The following is a 22,160-nucleotide window of genomic DNA, read 5'->3' as shown; positions in this document are numbered from 1 at the left end:
GCTCTCGAACGACGACCGCCCAAGCCAACCAGCAAAGCCAAGCGGCCCCGTGCGGTCTCTCGGGCGGTCGCGCCTTTCGGCACAAAACCGTCGGCAGAACGCGGCCCCCACCGCAACTGCGGCGCACGCGTCTCGTCAGCGCCCGCGCGACACCCGTTCGATCTCAGACCGCACCAGTCGCTCGACGATGGTCGGCAGGTTCTCATCCAACCAGTGCTTCAGCATCGGTCGCAGCATATCGGTGACGATGTCTTCCAGCGTCCTGGCGTTGCTTGAGAGAATGGTGTGGGTCAGCGAGCCGAACGCAGCCGAAACCGCAGCGCTGGTCGCGTCGGACAACATCGAGGATGTCACCGGCGAATGCTCCACCTTCGGCGGGGTAACCGATACCGCCGCAGGCGACAGCGCCGGCTCAGGCTCGCGGAATACCACGTCGGCGCGCGGCTCGACCCGGGTGAAGCCGTTGACCTTGGACTGCGCCTGCATCGGAACCGCCTCGGTCAGTTCGAGCGTGTCGGCACTCTGCGTTTGTGGCTCGGGCTCCGGCTTGTCATCGAACCCGGACAGCAGTGCGTCGATATCGTCTTGCCCCATGGCAGCACTCTCTTCTTCCGCCGGAGGTTCAGCCGTTGGCGGCGGAGGCGCAGCGATTACCGGTTTCGGTAACGGCGGCGGCTTGGCGGGTTCGTCGTCGGCAATAATCCGCCGAATGGAAGCGAGTATCTCTTCCATCGACGGCTCCTGCGCACGCGCACTTTGAGTCATGGCTTCCGCCTTCCTGCCGCGGTCAATCCGACTGGGCAGCCTTGGCCCGGCCTAGAAGAATCGACGCAATCCCAGACTACGGTTGGTAAAGTATGGCACTGGGTTGCGCGAACGCAAGAAATGGCTCGCCATTTATTCTCGGAAACCCACAACATGCCGCAACGATCCGATTGCGCCAATCACTTCCCGGACGGGGTACGCACCCCAAACCAAGCGTCGCGGACCTGGTTGTAGTGCACCGCGTCATCGTATTCACCGACCTTGAGGCCAAGCTGCCTGGCCGAAAGCCGCCCGATGCCGCTGAGCAGGGAATAGGACGCCACGATGCGGTCACGCTGTGCCGTCACCAGCGCCACCTGCGAATTGACCAGTTCGGTCTGGGCGTTGAGGACGTCGAGGGTGGTACGCTGGCCGACGCGGGCTTCCTCGCGCACGCCTTCCAGCGCGATCTGGTTGGCGCGAACCGCGGACTGCGTTGCCTCAATCTGGGCTTTGGCGGCCTGGAGCATGCCCCACGACTCCACCACCGCTGCCCGAACCTGCTCACGCGAGACGTCAACGTCGAGCCGCTTCTGCCCAAGGGTCTCCTTGGCTTGGCGAATCAGCGAATATTCCGCGCCGCCCTGATAGATCGGCACCGTCAGGCGCCCGAGCACCTGCGCCGACATCACATCATCGACCGTGGGCGAGGTCTCGAACTGGCGCAGATAGCTCGCCTCGAGCGTGACGGTCGGCAGCAGGCTGCCTTCGGCAACGTTGACCTGCAGCAACGCCGCGTCGGCGCCGTGTTTGGCCGCCTCGATGGCGGGGTGGCGCGACAGACCGCCATTGACAGCCGCTTCCAGCGACGCCGGCAGCGTGTTGTCGATAGGCTTGCCCTGGGTCAGCTTGCCGGGTTCGCTGCCGATCACTCGACGGTACTGCGCGCGCGAGGTCTGCAGCTGCGCGATCGCCGCCGAAAGTTGCGATTGCGCGTCGGCCAGCCGCGCTTCCGCCTGCGCAACGTCAGTGCGCGTCACCTCGCCGACCTGGAAACGGTCGCGGGTGGCCCGCAGCTGTTCCTCCAGGGCGGTGACGTTCTGCTGGCGCAGGGTCACGATGGCAGTATCGCGCACCACGTTCATGTAGGCGGTGACGCCGTCGAGCAGCACGTTTTGCTCGGTGTTGCGCAAGGTCTCGCGGGCCTGGATCACCTGGGCCTCGGCCTGGCGCACCTGGTTTGGGGTCTTGCCGCCATCAAACAATGTCTGGGTCAGGGACACGCCGTAACTGCTCTGATCGAGGGTGTCCCGGATCGTCGACGTGCCTGAAAGGCCGGTGAGCGAATTCGTCGAGGTGCCCTTCGAGGTCAGCGACTCGTTGCCGACCGTGCCGGTGCCGCTGATTCGCGGCCGATAGCCGGACAGCGCCTGCGGCACGTTTTCGTCGGTCGCGCGCACCGCCGCACGCTGGGAGTTGAGCGTCGGGTTGGTTCGGTAGGCTTGCGCCAAGGCACTATCGAGCGTCTGGGCCTGGGCCTCGCTTGCCAAAGCGAACACCAATGCCCCGAGCACGGCAACCCGCGTGGTTGTCGCCATCGGCATGTGCAACCTCTCAACTAACCAACGCAATGAAACGGCCGGCGAGGACGGACCTCGCCTTCTGCAAAAAGATAGCCGCAGCCCTCGCCGCAGCGTAAGTGAAAATCGGGTCAACGAACGGACGCGCCGGCTCGTTTTGTGCAAACTGGGGCAAAAATGCCACAGGACCACGCACTCAAAACACGAAGCCTTTTGGCTTGGCAAAGCCCGGCAGCAGCGGCACTGCGGCGTTGAACAACGCCAGCGACGAAACCGTGCCGCCGACCGAACGGAACAACGTCACGCGCCCTGCGCCACTGTTGTTGATAACGGCGACGAGTCGGCCCTCGTCGCTCAATTGCCCCAGCAGCGACGGCGGCACCTGCTCAACCGCACCTTCGAAGAAGATGGCATCATAGGGACCGTCCTGGGGCCAGCCGGCAGTGAGCGGCCCGTTCACCACGGCGGCGTTGGCAACGCCGACGCGCTGCAGCGCATCCCGCGCGGTCTCGGCCAGGGCGCCGTCAGATTCCAGCCCCACCACCGAACCGGCCAGCCGCGCCAAGACCGCCGTGGAATAACCGGTGGTGCAGCCGATATCGAGCACGCGGTCGGACGGCTTGAGGCCGGCCGCCTGAACGATCAGCGCCAGTATCATCGGCTCAAGCAGAAAGCGTGGCTCGCCGTCCCCGCCGACCGCGATGTCGTCATCGAGATAGGCCAGCGCTCGGCGCGGTTCAGGCACGAACAACTCGCGCGGCAACTCCGAAAGTGCCGCGATCACGGCGGGGTCGCTCACCCCGTTGGTCCGGATCTGTCCATTCACCATGTTCCGTCGGAGTGTAACGAAGTCGATCATGGGGGCCCTGCTCCGCTGCTTTAGGGGAATTAGGCCCGAAACCACGGCCGGCGCAACTGGTGGGCCGAGCATCGGACGGCCGTTTCCCGTCGATGGCGCGAATCAGGTGGCCGTGACTTCCGGCAGACGCGTCCGGCAGAGCCGGCAAGCCGAAGGGGGAGTTGTCGGTAGGTCGCTCGCTTGCCATGAGTTCGATGGCAAAATTCGACCGTAAACTGGATCAGCTAACCGTAATCTCACCGAGCGCGATGGCGCGGGCGACGGCGTGGGTGCGCGACACCGCCTGCAGCCGACGAGCGGCCGTCGTGATGTGATAGTTCACCGTGCGTTCGGAAATGCCGAGAATGCAGGAGGTTTCCCAGGCTGTCTTGCCCGCCGCCGTCCACTGCAGCACTTCGCGTTCGCGCTCGCTCAGCAACCGCTGACCGCTGCTTCGGATTGGCCCGAGGTGGAGGCGAACCGCGCGAGTGTGGGCGAACAGCCCGAGCAGATGGATCATGCGCTGCACGTTGGGGTGCAGGTCCGGCTTGACGCCGGCAACCGACACGCAGGTCTGGATGGTCTTGCTCGCCATGATCGGGATAACGAGGCCATCGCGCATGCCAGCGTCCGCCGCCTCGGCCATCACCTGCGCCGCTCGTGGCTGCCGCGCCGGATCGACCGGAGCCTCGTGCCAGGCGAAGGGGTCGCTGCGGACGCGGCCGTAAGCTGCGACCGGATCGTCTCGGTAGAAACCTTCCTTGAAGTAGTGGTCGCGCCAGCCGGCCGGCCAACTGTTGAGCAGCAGGAACGATTTCAGATCGGCGGGTGGATCGGGCAAGCCGGTGATGAGGACGATGTTGAACCCAAACGGCTCGACGCACGCGCGAAAGGAGCCGATCAACTCGTGCTGGTCGGCGGCCTGTTCGAGACGCTCCATTGCGGCCAACGTTTGCCGCCCGTGATCCGCCAAGGCCACCCCCCATTCAAAGTGGAAAAATGCTTACGCCTTCCGCAGCCAAAACGCGATTCGGACCCAGCACGAATGCCAGCAGGTTACGGGTACCGCCAAGGTTACGGCGACCTCGGCGGCAGTCCGGCAAGGCCGGATCGGCGATGATCCTGGGTGAACACCATGCGCCAGGCGGCGACGCATCGGGACCTGTCGGAGGCTTCGCCGTCATGCCAGGCGACCACCAAACGGCCGGACGAAATCGCCGGCGGAATCAATTCCGCAGCGCGACAGGGGGTGAGCTGGTCGGTGCGATGGGCGGCCGATCCTCACGGCCGCCGGCAATGAATGGACGGATTGCGCCCGACGGGGGGTTGCAGATTGCTCTGATCCTCTCTAACAAACCGCTCGGATGGCCTCGTGGCGGAATGGTTACGCAGCAGACTGCAAATCTGTGAATCCCGGTTCGATTCCGGGCGAGGCCTCCAATCTCCTCTTCAGGTTTTTCAAGCACCAGTAGCGACGCTTGGTCCTCATCAACTCCGGGTGGGAGTGTATCCACTGCCCGGTGTGCGGTGAGAACTCGGTTCGCCAGAACGCATTGAGCTTCTTGATCCGGCGCTTCTCGGACGGCTGGTGCCAGTCCTCGACGGTGCTGATCTCGGGTCGGATCTTCAGGCAGAGCTGGTCGAACTCCGCCCCACCACCGACGCAGGTTGGCCCGGTAGAAGTCGCAGAGCTTCTCGAGGCTGGGCACCACCAGCTTCAGGTTCACGCTGTTGAGGATGCGCCCGCCGTGTGCCCGAACAGCCCGAAACGCGCCGACCAGGCAGGATTTCGTGTGCCACCGCCACAAATCCGCCAACCCGGCCGCGCCAGACCAACCGAAAAACCCGGACGTGCCCGAGTTCTGCAAGAGCCTCATCGGAACGGGATTTTTGGGCGAGGTTGTTTACGGGGTCCGAAGGGACCTCCCGGAAACGGCTTGGTCGAACGATTTTTTGAAAATGGGATTTTCGACGGCCATCACAAGGTTCCCGGCCAAATCAGCCGGAACCGAAACGACCCATCGCCGCCGGATGCGAGCACACCGCGTCGCCGCGCCCGATCAGCGGCGTTCGATCAGGCGCTGGAAGATACGGCCCAACAGGCCGGTCAGCTTGAGGTGGCCTTCCTGGACGATGAAGCAGATGCAATCTTCGTCGTCGTCCGCCACCGGCTTGTGGTCGGTCATCTCGTCGGCGACGGCGAGGTCGCCGCGGTCGTAGCGGCCGTAGGCATCCGAGAAGCCGCCGCTCAGCACCAAAACCGCCTCGCGCCCGGTATGGGTATGGGCGGGGACCGCGCTGCCGGCGCGCAGCCACATCAGGCTGACCTCGGTACCGTCGCGATCCAACCGGCATTCCTTGAGGCCGGGCAGCTTCGAGTGCCAGCGCACTTCGGAAAACGGCCGTCCGATGAAGCGCCTGATCGCGGTCGGGAGCACCGGGTCGGCCACCTCTGGCGGACGCCGCCGCACCGGCGGCGGCGGCGCATCGTCGGCCAGAATGGCGGCCAGGCGGCTGTCGCGGTCCTTGAGCGGCATCGGCGGCGCGTCGTCGAGCAGAATGCCGCCGAGGACGTCGAGATCGCGCACGAAACTCAGGTTTTGCGGCGACAGTTCAAGATGGGCCTCGACGAGCACCGACATCGGACCCTGGAGCGACCCGGCCGCGTAATCGGCCAACAGCGCATCCACTGGATCTCCCGTTCGTTTGGCGAAGCTCATCGTCGACGCTGTCCTGTATGGTTCACGCAACTGTTACGCCGTCGCCCGCCGGGCGGATCACCCGCCATAACCGATAAGAGGTCGACGAACCGCGAATTCGCGAAGGCCCCGATTGCTGCCGACTTGCCAGCGCCGGAGCGCTCCGTTACCCGAAATGGCCCCTCCCGTCGACATCTACCCGGAGAATAGACATGCCGTCCCGCAGCCGCTGGCTCGTCTCGACCGAATGGCTCGCCGCCCATCTTGGTGCCCCGGACATCGTGGTTGTCGACGGCACGTACCATCTTCCCGCGACCGGCCGCGATGCCGAGGCCGAGTACCTGGCCGGCCACATCCCGCACGCGGTGCGGTTCGACATCGATTCCATCAAGGATCCGAGCTCGCCCCTCCCCCACATGGTGCCGCCGCCGGACGTGTTCGGCGCCGCCGTTGGCAAGCTCGGCATCGGCAACGGCCAGACCATCGTGGTCTATGACGCCTATGGCCTGTTCTCGGCCGCGCGGGTGTGGTGGACTTTCCGGATCATGGGCGCGCGCGAGGTGTTCGTGCTCGACGGCGGCCTGCCGAAATGGCGCGCCGAGGACCGCCCGATCGAGACCGGGCCGGTCACCCGCCCGCCCCACACCTTCAACGCCAGCCTCGACCACAGCGCGGTCGCGGCGGCCCAGGATGTGCTCGCCGCCTTGACGTCCGGCTCCGCCCAGGTGGCGGATGCCCGCGGCCGGGCCCGCTTTTACGGCGAGTTGCCCGAAGCGCGGCCCGACCTGCGCGCCGGCCACATGCCGGGCGCCAGGAACGTACCGTTCGACACCCTGGTCGCCGACGGCCGGCTGACGGACGAGGACACCGTCCGCGCCGTTTTCACCAAGGCCGGGATCGACCTCGACCGCCCGATCATCACCTCGTGCGGCTCCGGCGTCACCGCAGCGGTGCTGACGCTGGCGCTCGACTCGATTGGCAAGACCGCCCGGCTCTATGACGGCTCGTGGGCCGAGTGGGGCTATCGCACCGATCTGCCGGTGACCACAGAGGCCGCGTGAGCAGCGGTTGCTCGCACCATCAATTCCGGTCGAGCGAGGCCGGGATCGCCCGGCGATTTTCGTGACCTGTTTGCGCACAGTCTCGGCTTGCGCGGTTGACGCCGCGTGGCCGGGACGACGCCACTGAATGATTGTTATTTGCAAGTTGGCTGTTTCGAGCCGTTTACTGCAGCCCTATCCTAGACCTTCGTCGAAAGTCATTGTTCTATAATACTATTTTCCTTGTATGACAGATTGAACTCCGGCCTGACGGGCCAAAGTTCGATGTATAGTGGGCCATCCCTCGTTTGCCGCCGTCCTGGTTCGAGAGCTCACTCCACATGTCCGCCTCTTTGTCGCGTCCAATCCGTCGTCTTCTTGTCGCCAACCGTTCCGAGATCGCCATTCGCGTGTTCCGCGCCGCGACCGAGCTCGGCATCCGCACGGTGGCGATCTACGCCGAAGAGGACAAGCTTTCGCTGCATCGCTTCAAGGCGGATGAGGCCTACGAGGTCGGCAAGGCTCGCCCGGGCGCCGACAAGCTCGGCCCGATCGCGGCCTATCTGTCGATCGACGAGGTGATCCGCGTCGCCAGGGAGGCGCGGGTCGACGCCATCCACCCCGGCTACGGCTTCCTGTCGGAGAACCCCGAATTCGCCGAAGCCTGCGGTGAGGCCGGTATCGTCTTCATCGGCCCCGAGCCGCAAACCATGCGCACGCTCGGCAACAAGGTGTCGGCGCGCAATCTTGCGGTTTCGGTCGGCGTGCCGGTGATGCCGGCAACCGACCCGCTGCCCGACGATCCGGCCACGATCGAACGGCTCGCCGCCGAGATCGGCTATCCGGTGATGCTGAAGGCGTCCTGGGGCGGCGGCGGCCGCGGCATGCGGCCGATCGAGGGGCCGGCCGGGCTGATCGACACCGTCACCACTGCGCGGCGCGAGGCCAAGGCGGCGTTCGGCAAGGACGAGGTCTATCTCGAAAAGCTGGTGCGCCGCGCCCGCCACATCGAGGTGCAGCTGCTCGGCGATCGCCACGGCAACCTGGTTCACCTGTTCGAGCGCGACTGCACCATCCAGCGCCGCCATCAGAAGGTGGTGGAGCGCGCGCCGGCGCCCTACCTCGATGACGCCACCCGCGCCGCGCTGGCGGAGGCGGCTCTGAAGATCGGCCGCGCCACCTCCTATGTCGGCGCCGGCACGGTCGAGTTCCTGATGGATGCCGACACCGGCGCCTTCTACTTCATCGAGGTCAACCCGCGCATCCAGGTCGAGCACACCGTGACCGAGGTGGTCACCGGGCTCGATATCGTGAAGGCGCAGATCCACGTCGCCCAGGGCGGCCGCCTCGGTGAGGTGACCGAGACCGGCATTCCGCCGCAAGCCGATATCCGGCTCGACGGCCACGCCATGCAGTGCCGCATCACCACCGAGAATCCGGAAAACAACTTCATCCCGGACTACGGCCGCATCACCGCCTATCGCGGCGCGTTCGGCTTCGGCATCCGCGTCGACGGCGGCACCGCCTATTCCGGCGCGGTGGTGACGCCGTTCTACGACCCGATGCTGGAGAAGGTCACCGCCTGGGCGCCCTCGCCGGAGGAGACCATCGCCCGCATGGAGCGCGCCCTGCGCGAGTATCGCATCCGCGGCGTTGCCACCAACCTGGTGTTCCTGGAGGCGTTGCTCGGCCACCCGCGTTTCCGCGATGGCAGCTACACCACGCGCTTCATCGATGAGACGCCGGAGCTGTTTCAGGTCGCAAGACCCCGCGACCGCGCCACCAAGCTGCTCGGCTACATCGCCGACGTCACCGTCAACGGCCATCCCGAGGTCAAGGGTCGCGCCAAGCCGCCGGCCACCGCGCGCACGCCGGTGCCGCCCTATTTCGGCTCCGCCCGCACCGCGCCGACCGGCACCAAGCAACTGCTCGACCAACTCGGCCCCAGCGGCTTCGCCGCCTGGATGAAGGCCGAGAAGCGGGTGCTCATCACCGACACCACCATGCGCGACGCCCACCAGTCGCTGCTCGCGACGCGCATGCGCTCGTTCGACATCATTGCGGCGGCGGAGGCTTACGCCACCGGCCTGCCGCAGCTGTTCTCGCTGGAATGCTGGGGCGGCGCCACGTTCGACGTCGCCATGCGCTTCCTCACCGAGGATCCGTGGGAGCGCCTCGCCACCTTGCGCGAGCGGGTGCCGAACCTGCTGCTGCAGATGCTGCTGCGCGGCGCCAACGGCGTCGGCTACACCAATTATCCCGACAACGTCGTCCGCTTCTTCGTCAAGCAGGCGGCGGAAGGCGGCATCGACGTGTTCCGGGTGTTCGACTGCCTGAACTGGGTTGAGAACATGCGCGTCGCCATCGACGCGGTCGGCGAGGCCGGCAAGCTGGCCGAAGGCGCGATCTGCTACACCGGCGACATTCTCGACCCCAACCGCGCCAAATATTCGCTGCGCTATTACGTCGACCTCGCCAAGCAATTGGAGGCGGCCGGCTGCCACATCCTCGGCATCAAGGACATGGCCGGCCTGCTCAAGCCCGCCGCCGCCCGCGTGCTGGTGAAGGCGCTGAAGGAGGAGGTCGGCGTGCCGATCCACCTCCACACCCACGACACCTCCGGCATCTCCGGCGCCTCGGTGCTGGCGGCGATCGAAGCCGGCGCTGATGCGGTGGATGCGGCGATGGACGCCATGAGCGGCCTCACCTCACAGCCCTGCCTCGGCTCGATCGTCGAGGCGCTGGAGCACACCGAGCGCGAAACCGGGCTCGACCACGACGTCATCCGCCATCTCAGCTTCTATTGGGAGGCGGTGCGCGATCAGTACGCCGCGTTCGAGAGCGACCTCAAGGCCGGCGCCTCTGAGGTCTACCTGCACGAGATGCCCGGCGGCCAGTTCACCAACCTCAAGGAACAGGCCCGCGCGCTCGGGCTCGATACCCGCTGGCACGATGTCGCGAAAGCCTACCGCGCCGCCAACGACCTGTTCGGCGACATCGTGAAAGTGACGCCGTCGTCGAAGGTGGTCGGCGACATGGCGCTGATCATGGTCTCGCAAGGTATCACGCCCGCCGAGGTGGTCGACCCCGCCAAGGACATCGCCTTCCCGGCCTCGGTGGTCGAAATGCTGCGTGGCGACCTCGGCCAGCCGCCCGGCGGTTGGCCGGCCGCGCTGGTGAAGAAGGCGCTGAAGGGTAAGGACGCCTCGACCGCGCGGCCGGGCGCGCTGCTCGCCGACACCGACCTTGAGGCCCAGCGCGGCGAGGTCGCCAAGCTGATCGAGGCGACGCCGGACGATTTCGATCTCGCCGCCTTCCTGATGTACCCCAAGGTCTATGGCGATTTCGTGCGCGCCGTGCGCAAGTTCGGCCCGGTGTCGACATTGCCAACGCCGGTCTATTTCTACGGCATGAAGCTCGGCGAGGAAATCGCCGTCGAGATCGAACGCGGCAAGACGCTGGTGATCTCGCTGCAGGCGATCGGCGAGACCGACGAGGACGGCCACGTCGAGGTGTTCTTCGAGCTCAACGGCCAGCCGCGCTTCGTCAAGGTGCCGAACCGCGCGGTGTCCTCGCTGCTGCCCGCACGCCGCAAGGCCGAGGACGGCAACGACGCCCACGTCGCCGCCCCGCTGCCGGGCTCGGTGGCGGCGCTGGCGGTGAAGGTCGGCTCGGTGGTGTCGGCCGGCGACGTGCTGATGACCATCGAGGCGATGAAGATGGAGACAGCGCTGCACTCGCCGCGCGCCGGCACCGTCAAGGAACTGCTGGTCCACCCCGGCAGCCCGGTCGACGCCAAGGATCTGCTGGTGGTGTTCGAGGGGTAGCGACTGACGGCGTGACCCCGGGCGGAGCGAAGACCGGGGTCGTCCGCCGAACCGGCGCTATTCTGCACACGGTCCCGGGTCGCGCGGCTTCGCCGCTTGCCCGGGACGACAGAATGGGCCTCGTCATCCCGGGCGAGGCGCAGCCGAGACCCGGGATCGTCATCCGGAAAAGACGCCCCTTCCTGAAACCTGTCCCGGGTCGCGCGGCTTCGCCGCTTGCCCGGGACGACGATGCCTTCATGCCAGGTCGTCGTCCCGGGCGAGCGTCAGCGAGACCCGGGATCGTCCGCAGAACTCCCACCGGCAATCCGCTCATAGAGATCATCCCACTCTGGGTTTTCCGTCTCGATCATCTCGATCTTCCAGGCACGGCGCCAACGTTTGATCTGCTTCTCGCGGGTGATCGCCGCTTCAATTGAATCGTGGGCTTCAAACCAGACCAGGCGGTGAACGTTGAATTGCCAGGTGAAGCCGCGCACGGCGTCGGAGCGATGCTCGAACACACGGCGAACGAGATCATTCGTCACGCCGACATAGAGCGGCCCGTCCTTGCGCGTCGCAAGCATGTAGACCGCGTAGCGCATCGGTGCCTCGTCCTGCGGACGGTCCCGGATCGACGCATGGCGTCGTCCGGGACGACGCGCCCCAAGATACACGTCATCCCGGACGGTGCGGAATGCCGTGACCCGAGATCTCCGTGCCTCGTCATCCCGGGCGAGGCGCGAGCCGTGACCCGGGATCGTCATCATGAAAAGACGCCCCTTCCTGAAAACGGTCCCGGGTCGCGCGGCTTCACCGCTTGCCCGGGACGACAGAATGGGCCTCGTCATCCCGGGCGAGCGTCAGCGAGACCCGGGATCGTCCTCAAGAAAAGGCATCTCTTCCTGCACACGGTCCCGGGTCGCGCGGCTTCGCCGCTTGCCCAGGACGACAGCCGCTCAGCTCACCGCAAAACCTGCGCCAGGAACGCCTTGGCGCGATCGTGCCGAGGGGCGTCGAAAAACTCCCGCGGCGGCGCCGCCTCGACGATCTGCCCGACATCCATGAACACCACGCGGTCGGCGACCTCGCGGGCAAAGCCCATCTCGTGGCTCACCACCACCATGGTCATGCCGTCGAGCGCGAGTTGCACCATGGTGTCCAGCACCTCTTTCACCATCTCCGGATCGAGCGCGGAGGTCGGCTCGTCGAACAGCATGATGCGCGGGTTCATGCACAGCGCCCGCGCGATGGCGACGCGCTGCTGCTGGCCGCCGGAGAGCTGGCCGGGATACTTGCCCGCCTGCTCGGGAATGCGCACCCGTTCGAGGTAATGGCGCGCGACCTCCTCGGCCTCGCGTCGCGGCATCTGTCGCACCCAGATCGGCGCCAGCGTGCAGTTCTCCAGCACGGTGAGGTGCGGAAACAGATTGAACTGCTGGAACACCATGCCGACCTCGCGGCGGATCTCGTCGACGCGCTTCACGTCATCGGTCAGTTCGATGCCGTCGACGATGATGCGGCCGCGCTCGAAGGCTTCCAGCCGATTGATGCAGCGGATCAGCGTCGACTTGCCGGAGCCCGACGGCCCGCAGATCACGATCTTCTCGCCGCGCTTGACGGTGAGATCGACGCCGCGCAGCACGTGAAAGGTGCCGAACCATTTGTCGAGCTGCTCGATCGCGATCGCGATTGCATGCCTGGTCGTCTCGATTTTCGGCACCATGGGACCATCCGTCAGCGGCGCCCGCCATCGAGCCGGCGTTCGATGAATAGCGCGTACCGGCTCATGCCGAAGCAAAACGAGAAATAGATCAGGCCGGCAAACGCGAAGCCGGTGTAGAGCGTCGAGGGCGAGGCCCAGGCCGGATCGGCGAACGCGGCGCGAAGCTGGCCGAGCAGATCGAATATCGCCACGATCATCACCAGCGTGGTGTCCTTGAACAAGCCGATGAAGGTGTTGACGATGCCGGGTATGACCAGCTTCAGCGCCTGCGGCAGCACCACCAGCACCATGGTCTGCCAGTGGCCGAGCCCGAGTGCAATGGCGCCCTCATATTGCGCGCGCGGCACGCCCTGCAGCCCGCCGCGCACCACCTCTGCCATATAGGCGGCGGCGAACACCGCGACCCCGATCAGCACCCGCAGCAGCGCGTCGATGGTCCAAGAGCCCGGCAGGAACAGCGGCAGCATGTAGGTGGCGAAGAACAGCACGGTGATCAGCGGCACGCCGCGCCACACCTCGATGACGGCGACCGCCAGCCAGCGCACCACCGGCAGCGAGGAGCGCCGGCCGAGCGCCAGCAGGATGCCGAGCGGCAGCGAAGCGACGATGCCGGTCACCGCCACCACCAGCGTCACCAGCAGGCCGCCCCAGGCGCGGGTCTCGACATACGCAAGGCCGAACCGGCCGCCGACCAGCAGCGCGAACGCAGCCAGCGGAAACGCCACGAAAAACAGCGCCGCGTTGAGGCGCTTGAACGGCGCCGACGGGATCAGCAGCGGTACCAGCAGCGCCACCGCCGCGGCAAACACGAGATTGACGCGCCAGCGTTCGTCGGCCGGGTAGAAGCCGTAGGTGAGCTGGCCGAGCTTGGCCCAGATGAACGGCCAGCAGGCGCCGACCGGCCGACCGACGGTTTCGGCAAGGCACGCCTCGCGGCCGGAGCCGCGCCACACCGCATCGAACACTAGAAAATCCAGCAGTGGCGGCACGATCAGCCACAGCACCGCGAGGCTGACCAGCGTCAGGACCGTGCTGACCGGACCGGCGAACAGCCGCGCCCGCAGCCATTTGAGCGGCCCGGACGCCGCCCGCGGCGGCGGCAGCGCCGGCTTGAGCGCAGTGAGGACGAAGGCGTGTTTGTCCATCGCTCACCGCCCCACCGGCGCAAGACGCCGATTGTAGAGGTTCATCGCCAAGGCGGTGAGAAGGCTGATGGCAAGATAGACCGCCATGGTCATGGCGATGATCTCGATGGCCTGGCCGGTCTGGTTGAGCGCGGTGCCGGCGAACACCGCGACAAGGTCGGGAAAGCCGATCGCCATCGCCAGCGAGGAGTTCTTGACCACGTTGAGATACTGGCTGGTCAGCGGTGGCACGATCACCCGCATCGCCTGCGGAATCACCACCAGATGCAGCGTCCGCCCCGGCCGGAGGCCAAGCGAGGCCGCCGCCTCGCTCTGGCCGCGGTCGACCGACTGGATGCCGGCGCGCACGATCTCGGCGACGAAGCCGGCGGTATAGAACGACAGCCCCGCCACCAGCGCCACCAACTCCGGCACCAGGCGAATGCCGCCGGTGAAGTTGAAGCCGTCCAGTTCCGCCGGCACCAGCGCCAGCGGCCGCCCCAGCGCCAGGAAGGTCGCGAACGGCGCGCCCAGCACCAGCGCCAGCGCCACCCGGCCGGCCGGCAAGCTGCGGCGGCCGCGCCGCGCCTGCCGGGCCCGCGCCCAGGCCAGGAGGACAATGGCGGCGAGCACCGCCGCGCCGGCGGCGGCGGCCACCCACCACAGGCCGTCACCGGCAACCGGCTGCGGCAGGATCAGGCCGCGGGAGTTGAGGAAGATGCCGAGCGGCGCCTCCAGGCTGTGGCGCGGCCCCGGCAGCGAGCCCAGCACCACCATGTACCAGAACAGGATCTGGAACAGCAGCGGCAGGTTGCGGGCGAACTCGACATAGACGCCGGCAAGGCGCGCCAGCATCCACGATGGCGACAGCCGCGCGATGCCGACGGCGAAGCCGAGCGCGGTGGCGAACACGATGCCGAGTGCGGACACCAGCAGCGTGTTGGCAAGGCCGACCAGGAACACCCGGCCGTAGCTGTCGGCGCGATCGTAGTCGATCAGGCTCTGCGACACGTCGAAACCGGCGGTGGCGGCAAAAAACCCGAAGCCGGAGGCGATGTGCTGGTCGGCAAGGTTGCTGCGGGCGGTGTCGATCAGGCTCCACGCCAGCGCCGCCACCGCGGCGACAACCAGGATTTGCAGCGCCGCTGCACGGAGCGCCTGCGGCGACAACCGAAAGCGGCGGGCGGGAGGGCGATCCGGATCGGTGGTCATGTCATATACGTGGCCCGAGGGATTGAGGTCTCCCGGCCTCATGGTGAGGAGGCTGCGCAGCAGCCGTCTCGAACCATGTGGCCGTGGCCGCCTCATCCTTCGAGACGCGAGCCACCGGATTTTCCGGTGTCTCGCTCCTCAGGAAGAGGCCCGCAGACGTCGGTCAAAGTTCAAACTCAATAACCCCGGCCATCACCGGATCGGCGGGGCGTATTGCAGGCCGCCCTTGGTCCACAGCGCATTCTGGCCGCGGGCGATGCCGAGTTGGGACCCCTTGCCGAGGTTGCGCTCGAACACCTCGCCGTAATTGCCGACGTGGCGGACGATACGAACCACCCAATCCTTGGTCAGGCCGAGCTGCTCGCCGGCGTTGCCCTCGACGCCGAGCAACCGCCGCACTTCCGGGTTGGCCGCGGTCAACATGTCTCCCACGGTGGTGGAACTGACGCCCAGTTCCTCGGCGGCGACCATGGCAAAGTGGGTCCAGCGCACGATGTCCGTCCACTGGTTGTCGCCGTGGCGTACCGCCGGCGCCAGCGGCTCCTTCGAGATGATTTCCGGCAGCACGACGTGGTCATCGGGACGGGTCAGCTTCAGCTTTTCAGCAAAAAGGCCGGAGACGTCGGTGGTGAAGGCATCGCAGCGGCCGTTCTCGCCGGTGTCGTAGGTCTTGATCGCCTCGTCATTGGTGGCGAACGCCACCATCTCGTATTTCATATTGTGGGAATGGAAGAAATCGGCGGCGTTGAGTTCGGTGGTGGTGCCGGTCTGGGTGCAGATCGTGGCGCCCGACAACTCCAGCGCCGAACTCACCTTCAGCGTCTTGCGCACCAGGAAGCCCTGGCCGTCGTAGAAGGTGATGGCGGGAAAATCGAGCCCGAGCGCAGTGTCGCGCGACAGCGTCCAGGTCGAGTTGCGCGACAACACGTCGATATCGCCCGATTGCAGCGCGGTGAAGCGGTCCTTGGCCGACAGCGGCAGGAATTTCACCTTGGTGGGGTCGTTGAAGATCGCCGCCGCCAGCGCGCGGCAGAAATCGACGTCGAACCCGGCCCACTCGCCCTTGTCGTTGGGGGCGGAAAAGCCCGGCAGACCCTGGCTGACGCCGCACTCCACATTGCCGCGGGCCTGGATGGCCTTCAGCGTCGCCTGCGCCAAAGCGGGCGACGCCGACAGGGTGAAGGCCGCGCCCAGCGCGAGACCGACAGCAAGTTTGCGCATATTGAGAAGCCTTCCCACCAATGTTGATCCCCGCCGCTACGATTGCCGTCGCCAATCACCGGCATCAAGTGCCGGTTTCGTTTCGCGACCACCCTGGCCAACTCCAGAACCGGTCCAATGATACGGCGTTCGCACGATCGCTTGGTAAGCCAAGAAGCCGGTTTCGCCGAAATCCTTATTGTAAAACGCTTTTTTCAGCGATCCGCGTACGGCTCTTCAGCCTGATCAGCCGGAAACCGCATGAACCAACCAACGAGCCCGGCTCGCGGTGCCCGCCGACGTCGGCACTGCCAGCGTCCGTTGCCGGCGCTTTCGTGCCGGTGTCATCAACAACGGTCCCGCTGCGGTGAAAAATGCTCTAGACCTTTCGGAGGTCGCCCCACTGGGCCGAGTCTGCTCGGAACCGTCGCCGCGGCATTTCGAACCGCGGCGTAGGTGGGGTCAAGATTCCGCGGGGCTGACCCGAAATCCGGCCGAACAGGCCGGAGTCGCCATCCGGTCGCCGAAGGGATCAACCGGACGCCGTATGACGGGCCGGCCAGGACGGCCCCCGCAAGCAGGTTGGAGCCCATGTCGTCCCCGAAAACGCCCCCCTCGCCCCGCCGCCGGCACATCGCGACCGACCTCGTCCACGCCGGCCGCGAGCCGGCCGAGCAGTTCGGCTTCGTCAACACGCCGATCTATCGCGGCTCGACGGTGCTGTATCCGACCGCCGACGATCTCGCCAACCGCCGCGGCCGCTTCAGCTACGGCCGGCGCGGCACCCCGACCTCGCTGGCGCTGGAGAGCGCCCTCAAGCAGATCACCGGCGGCGCCGGAGTGGTGCTGACGCCGTCCGGCCTGTCGGCGGCGTCGGTTGCGCTGCTGTCGGTGGTGAAGGCCGGCGACCACATCCTGATGACCGACAGCGTGTACGAGCCGACCCGGCACGTCTGCGACACCGTGCTCGCCCGCCTCGGCGTCACCACCCAGTATTTCGACCCGCTGATCGGCGCCGGCATCGCGGAGATGATTCGGCCCGCCACCCGCCTCGTCTATTGCGAGGCGCCGGGCTCGCAGACCTTCGAGATGGGCGACATCCCGGCCATGGTCGAGGCCGCCCACGCCCGCGACGCGCTGGTGGCGATCGACAACACCTGGGCGACCTCGCTCGGCTTCGACGGCCATAGCCATGGCGTCGACCTCGTGATCGAGGCCGGCACCAAGTATCTCGGCGGCCACGCCGACGTGAACCTCGGGTTCGTGTCGGCGGCGCCCTCGGCCTGGAAGTCACTGCAGGGCACCCACGGCACGCTCGGCCAATGCGCCGCGGCCGAAGACATCTTCCTGGCGCTGCGCGGCTTGCGCACCCTGGCGCTCAGGCTCCAGCGCCACCAGGCCTCCGCGCTCGAGGTCTGCGACTGGCTGGCTGGCCGGCCGGAGGTGTCGCGCATCCTCAACCCGATGCTGCCGACCGACCCCGGCCACGCGCTGTTCAAGCGCGACTTCACTGGCGGCTGCGGCCTGTTCAGCATCGTGCTGAAGCCGGCGCCGCGCGAGGCGGTGGCGGCGTTCCTCGATGCGCTTGAGCTGTTCGGCATGGGCTATTCGTGGGGCGGCTATGAGAGTCTCGCCATCCCGTTCGACGCCAAGGCCTACCGCACCGCCACAAGCTGGCAGCCCGAAGGCCCGACCTTACGCTTCCATATCGGCCTGGACGAGCCAGCCGACCTGATCGACGATCTTGAACGTGGATTCGCCGCCATGGCGAACGCCGCCTCACGTCCTGAGGGAGAGCCATGAGACGCGCTCTTGCTGCCGCCCTGCTGGCGGCGCTGTGCCAACCCGCCGTCGCCAACGATTCGATGGCCGAACTCGGCATCGGCGGGCTGACGCTGACCACAACCGCCAATGTCGAGACATCTCTCAAAGCGCGCGTCGGCTACCGGTTCAACCCGCGGCGTTTTCTGACCTACGGCGCGTCGCCCGTCACCGCGTCCAGCGCCTTGGTCTTGCGGTAGCGGCGGTACAGCATCACGCCGAGGATGCCGGACACCACGAACAGCGCCGCCGACACCGCGATCCGTAGCTCGGCGTCGAGCTGCACGCCCGAGCCGGCCAGCGCGAACACCACGGTCTGCGGCACGTAGCCCAGCGCCGAGCCGACGATGAACGGCAGCGGCCGCACGCTCGACACCCCGGCCGCGAGGTTGGTGATGAGGTTGCTGCCGACCGGCAACAGCCGGATCAGCAGCGTCATCGACAGCGGATGGCCGTGCAGCACGTTGTCGAGCGCGGCGATGCGGCGGGGAAAGCGGTGCTTGACGATGGCCCGGCCGAGCAGCCGTGCGTAGGCGAACGCCACCACGCACCCGGCCACCGAGGCAACCAGCGCAAGCGCAGTACCGAGTGCGAGGTCGAAGGCATAGCCGGCGAGGAAGCAGATCAACTGGCGCGGCAACCCGACCGCAGTGAACACCGCCCCCACCGCGACGAAGATCACCTCGCCCGACAGGCCGCGGCCCTTGACCTGGCTATCGATCCAGCCGGTGTCGACCAGATCGGACAGGCCGGTCGCCTTCAGCGTGTAGCCGAGCACGACGAAAGTTGCGATCAGCATCAGGCCGCGGGCCATCAGCCGGAGATTGGTGCGGGCCTGGATCTCGGGAGACGCCGTCACCGCTTATAGCTCCGTCACCTCGGGCACCTGGCGGCGACGGCGGATCAGCCACCAGACGCCGTAGAGGTCGAGGATGCCGACCCACAGCCGGTCCCACAGCCCGTAATTGGATACACCGGCCTGACGCGGCCGGTCGACCACGTCGATCAGCCCGACCTCGAAACCCTCCCGCCGCACCAGCGCCGGCAGGAAGCGGTGCAGCGCGTCGAAATAAGGCAAGGCCAGGAACACGTCGCGGCGGAACGCCTTGAGGCCGCAACCGGTGTCGCGGGTGCCGTCCCCCAGCACGCGGCCGCGCACCGCATTGGCGATGCGCGACTGGATCTTCTTGAACCCGGTGTCCTTGCGGCCGAGCCGCTGGCCGGCAACGAGGCCAACCCGGGCGCCGCCGGCCGCGAGGGCGTCGAGCGCCGCCGGCAGGAAGGTCGGATCGTTCTGGCCGTCGCCGTCGAGCGTCGCGACCACCGGCGCCGTCGCCGCCCGCACCCCGGTGCGGATCGCCGCCGACTGGCCGCAAGACACGGCATGACGCAGCGGTATGAGCCAAGGCCGGGTGCGCTTCAGCTCGGCCAGCACCTTCGGCGTGGCGTCGTTGGAGCCGTCGTCGACGACGATCGCCTCGAACGGCCCGCGGCTGGCGAGCGCGGCGGCGATCTCGTCGACCAAAGCGGGCAGATTGCCAGCCTCGTTGCGCGCCGGCACAACCACAGATACCAGTGGGGCTTGGACCAGCGAAGCTTGTTCGGCCACGTGTCGTCACTTGGGCTGGCGCAGAGCCGGCCGGATCGGCGTCGGCCTGCGCGGAGGGAAGGATCGGCGCTCGCGCCGAGCCGGCCGCGCCCCGAGGGACGGCCGGCGGCGCCGTTGTGGCAGGGTGGCGCCCGCCCGGCAAGTCCCGCCGGCTGCCTTTGCCGGCTATGCCGCCACCGGCTCCTGCCGCACGGCGCGGCTCGACACCACGAAGGCGGCGATGAACACCAGCGTCATCATCAGCACGATGGTGGGTGCCGGGGCGCTGTCGATGAAAAAGCTGGCATAGACGCCGACGAAGGCGCAGCCCACCGCCACCGCCACCGCCACCGCCAGCATGGTGGCAAAACGGCGGGTGAGCAGGAACGCGATGGCGCCGGGCGCGATCAGCATGGCGATGGCGAGGATGATGCCGACCGCCTTCAGCGCTCCGACGATGGCCAGCGACAGCACCGCCAGAAAGCCATAGTGCAAAAGCCGCACCGGCAGCCCGACCGCCTTGGCCTGCACCGGGTCGAAGGCGTGCAGCAGCAGGTCGCGCCACTTGATGAGGATCAGCGCGGTGACGACCGCGGCGATCGCCGCGCTCTGGGCGATGTCCGACCAGCCGACCCCGAGCATGTCACCGAATAGGATGTGGTCGAGGTGAACGTCGCTTTCGACTTTGGTGAAGAGAACGAGGCCGAGCCCGAACATGCCGGAGAACACCACCCCCATCACGGTGTCCTGCTTGATGCGGCTGTTCTCCTTCAGATAGCCGGTGGCGAGCGCACACGTCATGCCGGCGGCGAAAGCGCCAAGAGCCAGCGGCAGGCCGGCGATGTAGGACAACACCACGCCCGGCAGGATGGCGTGGGAGATGGCATCGCCCATCAGCGACCAGCCCTTGAGCACCAGGAAGGCGGAGAGCAGCGCCGCCGGCACCGCCACCAGCACCGCGATCACCAGCGCAAGACGCATGAACTCGAACTGAAACGGCTGGGTCAGGGTCGCGACAAGATCGGTCATGCCACGGTCTCCCCGATGGCGCGCTGGGTCCGCGTGGCGCGGCGCCGGTTGGCGATCAGGCCGTGCCTGGGCGCCAACACGAACGCGGTCAGGAATACCAGCGTCTGCAGCAGCACGATGATGCCGCCGGTGGCGCCGTCGAGAAAATAGCTGACATAGGCGCCGACGAAGCTGGTCAGCGCGCCGATGGCGACGCTGATGGCGATCAGCCGCGGGAAGCGGTCGGTGAGCAGGTACGCCGTCGCCCCCGGCGTCACCACCATGGCGATGACCAGGAAGGCGCCCACCGTCTGCAGCGCCGCCACCGTGCAGGCGCTGAGCAGCGCGAAGAACACCGTCTTCAACAGCGGCGGGTTGAGGCCGACGGTGCGGGCGTGGCTCTCGTCGAAGAACACCACCATCAGGTCCTTCCATTTCAGCAGCAGCACCGCCAGCGACACCGCGCCGATGATGGCGAGCTGCACCGTGTCCTCCGGAGTGATGGCGAGGACGTTGCCGAGGATGATGGTCTGAATGTTCACCGACGTCGGCGACAGCGACACCATGAATAGGCCGAGCCCGAAGAAGGACGTGAAGATCAGGCCGATGACGGTGTCCTCCTTCAGCCGCGTGCGCTGGCTGAGGAACAGCATGGCGCCGGCCGCGAGCGCACCGGAGAAGAAAGCGCCGAGCGAGAACGGCAGGCCGAGCATGTAGGCGCCGGCAACGCCGGGCACGATGGAGTGCGACAGCGCATCCCCGATCAGCGACCAGCCCTTCAGCATCAGATAGGCCGACAGGAACGCACACACCGCACCGACCAGGGCGCTGACCCACATCGCGTTGATCATGTAACCGTAGGCAAACGGCTCCAGCAGCGTGGCGAGCGGGACCGTCGTCATCATGAATCCTTCCCGTTGGTCGGCCGGCCGTTGCCGTAGAGCACGAACGGCCGCTCGTCGTCGGTTATGACACCGGTGGGGCGGCGCTTGATACCGTCGGTCGAGTCGAACGAGAGCTGGCGCAGCGCGCCGCCGAAGGTGCGCTCCAGATTGGATTCGGTGAACACCTCGGGCGTGGGGCCGTAGGCGAGCACGGTGTGGCGCACCAGCACGGTGCGGTCGCAGAATTGCGGGATCGAGCCGAGGTCGTGGGTCGACACCAGCATCACCCGGCCCTCCTCCCGCAGCATGCGCAGCAGCACGATGATGGTGTCCTCGGTGGTGAGGTCGACGCCGGTGAACGGCTCATCGAGCAGGATGACGCGGCTGTCCTGCGCCAGCGCCCGGGCCAGGAACACCCGCTTGCGCTGGCCGCCCGACAGTTCGCCGATCTGACGTTTGCGGAAGTCGGCCATGCCGACACGGTCGAGCGCGACATCGACCGCGGCGCGATCCTTGGCAGCGGGGATGCGCAGGAAGCCCATGTGGCCGTAGCGCCCCATCATCACCACGTCCTCGACCAGGACCGGGAAGCTCCAGTCGACCTCCTCGCTCTGCGGCACATAGGCGACGGCGTTGGCTTTCAGCGCCTGCCGCACCGGCCGCCCGAGGATCGAGATGGTGCCCTTGGCGATCGGGATGAACCCCATGATCGCCTTGAACAGGGTCGATTTGCCCGATCCGTTGACCCCGACCAGCGCGGTGATGGTTCCGGTCGGAATCTCGAAGGACGCGTCGCGCAGCGCGGTGTGGCCGTTGCGATAAGTAACCGTTACCCCATGCGCGGCCAGCCCGGTTTCCATTACTTCGGTCGGCGCCGTCCGCAGGACTGG

At 67.0% G+C, this 22,160-nt stretch carries 19 protein-coding genes and 1 tRNA gene; 5 read left to right on the top strand and 15 right to left on the bottom strand.

What is annotated here, in order from left to right:
• Window positions 1–135: 135 nt before the first annotated feature.
• The 4 genes from BVIR_RS17435 to BVIR_RS07470 form a co-directional block, all read right to left on the bottom strand.
• Window positions 136–732, bottom strand: a complete 597-nt coding sequence (locus BVIR_RS17435; protein ID WP_470267977.1) for a PopZ family protein — start codon at window positions 730–732, stop codon at window positions 136–138.
• A 212-nt stretch (window positions 733–944) separates the two neighbouring features.
• On the bottom strand, window positions 945–2,342 hold the full coding sequence (locus BVIR_RS07480; protein WP_055038748.1) for a TolC family outer membrane protein: 1,398 nt from the start codon (window positions 2,340–2,342) through the stop codon (window positions 945–947).
• Between the two features lie 178 nt (window positions 2,343–2,520).
• Window positions 2,521–3,183, bottom strand: a complete 663-nt coding sequence (locus tag BVIR_RS07475; RefSeq protein WP_055037126.1) for a protein-L-isoaspartate O-methyltransferase family protein — start codon at window positions 3,181–3,183, stop codon at window positions 2,521–2,523.
• Window positions 3,184–3,403: 220 nt separating this feature from the next.
• The gene (locus BVIR_RS07470; RefSeq protein WP_055037125.1) at window positions 3,404–4,102 is read right to left on the bottom strand and encodes a LuxR family transcriptional regulator; all 699 of its coding nucleotides are present in this window, start codon (window positions 4,100–4,102) and stop codon (window positions 3,404–3,406) included.
• 426 nt (window positions 4,103–4,528) lie between these two features.
• Here BVIR_RS07470 and BVIR_RS07465 point away from each other — a divergent pair.
• Window positions 4,529–4,602 (top strand) — tRNA-Cys (locus tag BVIR_RS07465).
• Between the two features lie 620 nt (window positions 4,603–5,222).
• On the opposite strand, the gene BVIR_RS07460 is transcribed toward BVIR_RS07465, so the two are convergent.
• Window positions 5,223–5,852 carry a ChrR family anti-sigma-E factor gene (locus tag BVIR_RS07460; protein WP_236823732.1) on the bottom strand — a complete coding sequence of 210 codons (630 nt, stop codon included), beginning with the start codon at window positions 5,850–5,852 and terminating at the stop codon, window positions 5,223–5,225.
• 221 nt (window positions 5,853–6,073) lie between these two features.
• On the opposite strand from BVIR_RS07460, the gene sseA reads away from it, so the two are divergent.
• Both sseA and pyc read left to right on the top strand, forming a co-directional pair.
• Window positions 6,074–6,922 carry a 3-mercaptopyruvate sulfurtransferase gene (gene sseA / locus BVIR_RS07455; protein WP_055037123.1) on the top strand — a complete coding sequence of 283 codons (849 nt, stop codon included), beginning with the start codon at window positions 6,074–6,076 and terminating at the stop codon, window positions 6,920–6,922.
• A gap of 320 nt (window positions 6,923–7,242) precedes the next feature.
• A complete protein-coding gene (pyc, locus tag BVIR_RS07450) occupies window positions 7,243–10,728 on the top strand; it encodes a pyruvate carboxylase (protein ID WP_145912035.1) in 3,486 nt (1,161 codons plus the stop codon).
• A 266-nt stretch (window positions 10,729–10,994) separates the two neighbouring features.
• Here the strand turns inward: pyc and BVIR_RS07445 are convergent, their stop codons facing one another.
• The 5 genes from BVIR_RS07445 to BVIR_RS07425 form a co-directional block, all read right to left on the bottom strand.
• The gene (locus BVIR_RS07445; RefSeq protein ID WP_335338144.1) at window positions 10,995–11,477 is read right to left on the bottom strand and encodes a GIY-YIG nuclease family protein; all 483 of its coding nucleotides are present in this window, start codon (window positions 11,475–11,477) and stop codon (window positions 10,995–10,997) included.
• Between the two features lie 194 nt (window positions 11,478–11,671).
• Window positions 11,672–12,433 (bottom strand): amino acid ABC transporter ATP-binding protein, encoded by a 762-nt coding sequence (locus BVIR_RS07440; protein ID WP_055037121.1) that lies wholly within the window; start codon window positions 12,431–12,433, stop codon window positions 11,672–11,674.
• 11 nt (window positions 12,434–12,444) lie between these two features.
• Window positions 12,445–13,578 (bottom strand): amino acid ABC transporter permease, encoded by a 1,134-nt coding sequence (locus tag BVIR_RS07435; protein ID WP_055037120.1) that lies wholly within the window; start codon window positions 13,576–13,578, stop codon window positions 12,445–12,447.
• 3 nt (window positions 13,579–13,581) lie between these two features.
• Window positions 13,582–14,769 carry an amino acid ABC transporter permease gene (locus BVIR_RS07430; RefSeq protein WP_055037119.1) on the bottom strand — a complete coding sequence of 396 codons (1,188 nt, stop codon included), beginning with the start codon at window positions 14,767–14,769 and terminating at the stop codon, window positions 13,582–13,584.
• A 192-nt stretch (window positions 14,770–14,961) separates the two neighbouring features.
• Window positions 14,962–15,990, bottom strand: coding sequence for an amino acid ABC transporter substrate-binding protein (locus BVIR_RS07425; protein ID WP_055037118.1), 1,029 nt, complete (start codon window positions 15,988–15,990; stop codon window positions 14,962–14,964).
• Window positions 15,991–16,560: 570 nt separating this feature from the next.
• Here BVIR_RS07425 and metC point away from each other — a divergent pair.
• On the top strand, window positions 16,561–17,772 hold the full coding sequence (gene metC, locus BVIR_RS07420; protein WP_055037117.1) for a cystathionine beta-lyase: 1,212 nt from the start codon (window positions 16,561–16,563) through the stop codon (window positions 17,770–17,772).
• A complete protein-coding gene (locus BVIR_RS07415) occupies window positions 17,769–17,990 on the top strand; it encodes a hypothetical protein (protein ID WP_055037116.1) in 222 nt (73 codons plus the stop codon). Before metC ends, BVIR_RS07415 begins: the two co-directional genes overlap by 4 nt.
• Here BVIR_RS07415 and BVIR_RS07410 read toward each other — a convergent pair.
• The 5 genes from BVIR_RS07410 to BVIR_RS07390 form a co-directional block, all read right to left on the bottom strand.
• Complete coding sequence (locus BVIR_RS07410) at window positions 17,942–18,649, bottom strand: TVP38/TMEM64 family protein (protein ID WP_197604417.1); 708 nt, start codon at window positions 18,647–18,649, stop codon at window positions 17,942–17,944. The genes BVIR_RS07415 and BVIR_RS07410 overlap by 49 nt on opposite strands.
• Window positions 18,650–18,652: 3 nt before the next feature.
• Window positions 18,653–19,399 carry a glycosyltransferase family 2 protein gene (locus tag BVIR_RS07405; protein ID WP_055037115.1) on the bottom strand — a complete coding sequence of 249 codons (747 nt, stop codon included), beginning with the start codon at window positions 19,397–19,399 and terminating at the stop codon, window positions 18,653–18,655.
• A gap of 165 nt (window positions 19,400–19,564) precedes the next feature.
• On the bottom strand, window positions 19,565–20,407 hold the full coding sequence (locus BVIR_RS07400; protein WP_055037114.1) for a metal ABC transporter permease: 843 nt from the start codon (window positions 20,405–20,407) through the stop codon (window positions 19,565–19,567).
• Window positions 20,404–21,288: a metal ABC transporter permease gene (locus BVIR_RS07395; RefSeq protein ID WP_145912110.1), complete on the bottom strand. Its 885-nt coding sequence runs from the start codon at window positions 21,286–21,288 to the stop codon at window positions 20,404–20,406. The genes BVIR_RS07400 and BVIR_RS07395 overlap by 4 nt, the downstream gene beginning before the upstream one ends.
• Window positions 21,288–22,130, bottom strand: a complete 843-nt coding sequence (locus tag BVIR_RS07390; RefSeq protein WP_055037112.1) for a manganese/iron ABC transporter ATP-binding protein — start codon at window positions 22,128–22,130, stop codon at window positions 21,288–21,290. The genes BVIR_RS07395 and BVIR_RS07390 overlap by 1 nt, the downstream gene beginning before the upstream one ends.
• Between the last annotated feature and the right edge of the window lie 30 nt (window positions 22,131–22,160).

Source organism: Blastochloris viridis (assembly GCF_001402875.1).
Lineage (GTDB): Bacteria > Pseudomonadota > Alphaproteobacteria > Rhizobiales > Xanthobacteraceae > Blastochloris > Blastochloris viridis.
Note: the sequence above shows the minus strand (reverse complement) of the source record. Positions and strands in the feature narration are given on the sequence as shown.